This is a genomic window from Pedobacter sp. 01T416_2 (assembly GCF_056398925.1).
This window is the reverse complement of the sequence record NZ_JBFTQI010000432.1, coordinates 1-5,055: the sequence shown is the minus strand read 5'-3', so window position 1 is coordinate 5,055 and position 5,055 is coordinate 1. Positions and strand designations below refer to the sequence as shown.

The following is a 5,055-nucleotide window of genomic DNA, read 5'->3' as shown; positions in this document are numbered from 1 at the left end:
CCTTAAGGATTGCCATTGCAACCGCTACTGTAAAGGTATCGAAGCAAGAAACCATTGATGCTGTTGAACAGCGTAAAATTCCCAAAGGCGATGTATTTGAATTTGCCCGTGCAGCGGGTTTATTCGGCGTAAAAAAAACCAGTGATGTAATTCCCGATTGTCACCCGCTTCCAATTGAATACACGGCCATTACCTACGAAATTGTAGGTTTAACCATCATGATTACAGTTGAAGTACATACCATTTACAAAACAGGTGTAGAAGTTGAAGCCATGCATGGTGCTTCGGTTACAGCTTTAACCATGTACGATATGTTAAAACCGATTGATAAAGGTGTTGAAATAGAAAACATCAGGTTATTAAAAAAATCGGGAGGAAAATCTGATCTTAAAAATGCCAAATTCCCTGAACTAAAAGCTGCAGTTGTAGTTTGTTCAGACTCTGTTTTCGAAAACAAAGCACAGGATAACTCTGGCAAAGCGATTATTTCGAGATTAGCCCAATGGGACATCAATGCTGAGAAATATGAAATCGTACCCGACGAGATCAATATCATTCGGGATAAAGCCAGCGAGTTAAGCAAAGGCGGCTACCATTTAATCATTTTTACCGGGGGAACTGGCCTTTCACCCCGCGATGTAACTCCAGAGGCCATTGCGCCTTTAATTGACCGCAATATCGATGGGATTATGGAAACTGCGAGACGTTACGGACAGGAACGCATGCCTTATGCCATGCTTTCGCGTGGTGTAGCGGGTTTTATCGGAGAAACATTGGCACTTACCTTCCCAGGGTCGAAAAGTGCTGTAGAAGAAAGTATGGATGCCTTATTTCCTCAGGTTTTGCATTTGTTTAAGGTAATTAAAGGCGAGAAACATTAGTATTGTTAGTAGGGATTTTTAATCCCGTCTGAAAAACCTTAAGATTTATAATTCTTAAAATCAAAATGCGGATTACAAATCCGTATTGCAAAGGTCAAGATCACAGGTCCTGACCAACACGGAGAAAAAGATTAATATTGTTAGTCGGGATTTGTAATCCCGTCTTAAGAACCAAGGATTTATAATCCTTAAACACATATAGATCAAAATGCGGATTACAAATCCGCAGAGCAAAGGTCAAGATCACAGATCCCGACCAACACGGTTGTCAACAATATTAAATCTAAACAGCAAAAATGTTTTTTGTGATAAAAAATTAAGTCCTATTTTTGCGGCATGTCGTCTAAATATAAGATTTTATACTTTTTCCAAAATTCTGATACTGCTATTCTAGAAATTCAACGTCTTGGTCTGCCCGACAATGCAGATGCAGAAGCGACCTACCACTGGCTTTACTTTGATAAAATTTCAGGCTCACTGATTAAATTATGGTTCAGATCAATGGATTCTTCTACCGAAATTGAAGAACGTTATTTTGAGCAGGGTTATCTTAAATTCAATAAAACAGAGGCAACATATATCGAAAAACACAATTCTTCGCAGCAAAAACTCAACAACATGGGCAATAGAGCTATTGGAGATGAAATAAATGCGCTATTAGAAAATTACCTAAAATAATTAGTATTTAGGCCATTTCTGGCAGTTCTGATTCTAAATCTGCTTTAGTTAAAGGATAACGAGAGGCGTAGAAATCTTGTAGTAACTGACAAAAACCAGGATACCATTCTTGTTTTTGCATGCTTTCTAAAAGCTGCGCACAGGCGAGTACATCGGCATCAGCCTGATGCAGTGCGTGGGCAACAAAATTAACCACATCCCAAATGCCTTCCATCATAAAAAACCTAAATGTAGATAAGATTGCAGACCATTGTACTTTTTTAGCCTGTAACAAAAAAAACCGTGAAACAGGGCTGCATAAACGTTTAAAGGCCATATAATCCTCTTCAGCACCTGCTAAGTTTAAAAGGCCATCCTTATAAGGGAGATTTACAATTTCTGCAGCAATTTTATCACGACCATGGAAATAAACACTTCCTGCACAGATAGAAGATATCGATATCAGGGATAAATGATCGTAAACTTCGGGATGCATTTTCAACTTTCCATTACGTACAAATACCAGTCCGCCCTTTTTAGTTGCCCCAACCTTTGTATTCATGGCCGATAAACTTAAGAGCTCAAATTCGCCCGCAAAGTTAAGTGCTGTTACAAACTGTGCCGCAGCCATAAAAGTACCCCGATCAAGAGGTTTGTTGTTTATAACAGGTTCCTGAATTGAAAAAATAGAAAGTTGCAAAAATATTTAATTTGTTTGGTTCCGGCCGACTAGATCGACATTAGCAAAAATAAAAATCCAATTCAGAAAACAACTATAGAGATAACGTGTAAAGCAGATCAGATCGGTAATCAGCTAGAAATGAGAAGGAAATTTTTTCAACCTTTTTGTTCAGTTAATGATGTACCCGGTTTCGATGGCGAAATAAAATATCAGGGCAAAAAAAAGCAGGACTAAATCCTGCTCAAAATCTTTTTGGGGAAGAATTAAACAACTCTTACTTTCACTGCATTAAGGCCTTTTTTGCCTTCTTGAACTTCGTATTCAACTGTATCATTCTCTCTGATTTCGTCAATCAGGCCTGATGCATGCACAAAAATCTCAGATCCGCTCTCTTCTTTAATAAAGCCAAAGCCTTTTTCTGAGTTAAAAAATTTTACTGTTCCGTTTTTCATTATACTGGATGTTTTTAAATTAAAAACCAAAAATAGGATTAAAACCCAAAAACCAAAATTACTGGCAAACAAAATTGCTAATTATGCACAAAAAGATTTACAACTGTAAAGATTATAGCGACCATTTTACAGTCTAAGGTATTAACCACAAATGTTTATGAGCATTAAAAAGATTTTCCTTGCGTAATGGAAGAATACCAATTAATTGGGTGCGACCTTAAGTTCATGCCATCACTCTCAATATGATACAAGATAATAGGCATACTGAAATCGACAAAACGTTCTACCTGTCTGGAAAGTTTACCGAGAAAATCCACACTAGATATGCCTTCCTTTAAATGAACGTAAATTACACTGCCTGTTTTAAACTCAAAGCGTTCTACCACTCCTGGCCACTCTGCTTTTATCCTGGTGAGGAAAGCTTTGATTTTGGTTTCTTCTTTTAGATTTTCCATAAGCTTATCAGGTTTTTTAATATATGCTAATTTAAAAAATTATTCCAAATAAGATTAATTGTAACAGGACCTATACAATTCGACGGCAAAAAGAAATTAAAATAAGAAATAGCCCATAATTCAGCTCTTTTACTGGCAATGGTAACACATATCGGATATGGACCAGGAACTTCCTAGCTATCTTTATAATCTTATTCTTTTTCGTGGCCTGACGGTATTTTGCTAAAGCCAATATTAATGCTGCATCATCCTACTTTAAACCTTGCCATTTTATAAGCATCAGTTTTTAGCTGTTCCTCTACCCATATCGCTTACTGTTCCCTGATGCAGGTTTGCTCAAGGCTGACAAAATATGAAATTAATAAATATTTAATTGACAGATAATTCATATAATTGCTGATATAACCAAATAATTACAGAACACCCCCTCAATGAACAAAAAGCCCTCCCCAACTATTGGTGACATTTCCATGTATAGTTTGTGGTGGGAGGCAATGTGCACGGGAGACCGGAAAGCTTTCCTGGATTTATACAAAGGACTTTATCGAAATCTCTCTGTTTTTGGGCTAAGGGTCTGCACCGATCCCGATGTGGTCAGCGATACCTTAAATCAGATCTTTCTAGAATTGTGGGAGAAACATGAATTTCTGCCCAGGGTGGATCAAGTAGAATCTTATCTGCGGACTATTCTTAAGCGGAAAATTCTAAAACAAATTGGTCATCAGCAGAAACTGGACAGGGTGATTTCTGCAATTGCAAAAGATGGTGAGCTGATTGAAATACCCTATGAGGAACTTATTGTTAAAATCCAATCAGATGATCTGGTAAAGAGGCGACTAAGCCAGGCACTGGGAAAGCTTAGTCTGCAGCAGCGAAAACTCATTCAATTGCGTTTTTATGAAGGACTGAGTTATGAAGATATTGCAAGACTCAATGCGATGACTGTCCGTACAGCTTATAATACGATTTATGAAGCTTTAAAAATCCTTAGAAAATATTTAATCAACTAACTACCAGCAAGTTATATTATTTTTCTAAAAAAATCCGGTAAAAATCAAATAGTTCAGGCACTGATATATAAAAGGCAGCCAGAATGATTAATGATTATTTACAACCAGAAGATTTTTTAATGGATGACACCTTCAAGAAATATTGTGAAGGTAGTGACGAAAGGTGTATCCGGTTTTGGGAAAAATGGGTTGTTGATAACCCTTCGAAATCCGACTTGGTCGAGAAGGCTCGGTATATGTACCAGGTCTTAAGTGCCAATATAACCCCATTAAATATTCAGGTTAATAAGATCAATGGAGTGACACAACCAGAAAAGCAATTGCGGAAACGACATATTATATGGTATGGAGCTGCTGCAGCCTGCTTTTTAGCAGTGTTGATGGCAGGATTGTTTTATTATTCGAGCAAACCGGCACCAGCAGTACTTTACACTAGGTCGTTTGAGACAGGTTTTGGGAATAAGAAAAAAATTCTTCTTCCTGATGGAACAAAGGTTTACCTCAATTCGGGCAGTGAAATTAAAATGGAAAAAGGTTTTAATGTGGATACAAGGTCTGTAAAGTTGATCGGTGAGGCTTATTTTGATGTAGCACATAATAAGGAAAAGCCATTCAAGGTATTGACCGACAATTTTAAAGTAACTGTTTTAGGAACGGTATTCAATTTAAAGTCCTACCCGGAGGAAGACTTCTCAGAAGCGTCCCTCATTAAAGGCTCTATCAAAGTGGAAAGTAACAGCGGCAATGATAACGTGGTGACTTTAAGACCGGGACAGAAAATCTTGTTCTATAAACCAGCGAGCAATTTAAAAGGTGCGACGAATGCACTGCCGCAACTTCCAAAAGTCGAGATGGGTCATATAACTAAGCTTGATACCACGATTGTGGAAACAGCCTGGGTAACGAATAACCTTATTT

7 protein-coding genes are annotated in these 5,055 nt (G+C 37.6%); 4 read left to right on the top strand and 3 right to left on the bottom strand.

Translation table 11 applies throughout. The features are described from left to right. Together moaCB and AC1DPQ_RS17220 are read left to right on the top strand one after the other, a co-directional pair. Window positions 1-881, top strand: an 881-nt coding sequence (moaCB, locus tag AC1DPQ_RS17225; RefSeq protein ID WP_477610350.1) for a bifunctional molybdenum cofactor biosynthesis protein MoaC/MoaB, incomplete at its 5' end; no start/stop codon positions are given. Window positions 882-1,217: 336 nt separating this feature from the next. Beyond that, a complete protein-coding gene (locus AC1DPQ_RS17220) occupies window positions 1,218-1,559 on the top strand; it encodes a hypothetical protein (RefSeq protein ID WP_477586166.1) in 342 nt (113 codons plus the stop codon). Between the two features lie 7 nt (window positions 1,560-1,566). Here the strand turns inward: AC1DPQ_RS17220 and AC1DPQ_RS17215 are convergent, their stop codons facing one another. The 3 genes from AC1DPQ_RS17215 to AC1DPQ_RS17205 all read right to left on the bottom strand — a co-directional run bounded on the left by AC1DPQ_RS17215 (window position 1,567) and on the right by AC1DPQ_RS17205 (window position 3,127). Then, a complete protein-coding gene (locus tag AC1DPQ_RS17215) occupies window positions 1,567-2,238 on the bottom strand; it encodes a hypothetical protein (RefSeq protein WP_477610349.1) in 672 nt (223 codons plus the stop codon). A gap of 245 nt (window positions 2,239-2,483) precedes the next feature. Next, window positions 2,484-2,672, bottom strand: coding sequence for a cold-shock protein (locus AC1DPQ_RS17210; protein ID WP_025142821.1), 189 nt, complete (start codon window positions 2,670-2,672; stop codon window positions 2,484-2,486). Window positions 2,673-2,836: 164 nt separating this feature from the next. Next, window positions 2,837-3,127, bottom strand: a complete 291-nt coding sequence (locus AC1DPQ_RS17205; protein ID WP_477585904.1) for a hypothetical protein — start codon at window positions 3,125-3,127, stop codon at window positions 2,837-2,839. A 431-nt stretch (window positions 3,128-3,558) separates the two neighbouring features. On the opposite strand from AC1DPQ_RS17205, the gene AC1DPQ_RS17200 reads away from it, so the two are divergent. Together AC1DPQ_RS17200 and AC1DPQ_RS17195 are read left to right on the top strand one after the other, a co-directional pair. Next, window positions 3,559-4,137 carry an RNA polymerase sigma factor gene (locus tag AC1DPQ_RS17200; protein ID WP_477610348.1) on the top strand — a complete coding sequence of 193 codons (579 nt, stop codon included), beginning with the start codon at window positions 3,559-3,561 and terminating at the stop codon, window positions 4,135-4,137. An 83-nt stretch (window positions 4,138-4,220) separates the two neighbouring features. Further along, the coding region (locus AC1DPQ_RS17195) for a FecR family protein (protein WP_477610347.1) at window positions 4,221-5,055 on the top strand (835 nt) is incomplete at its 3' end.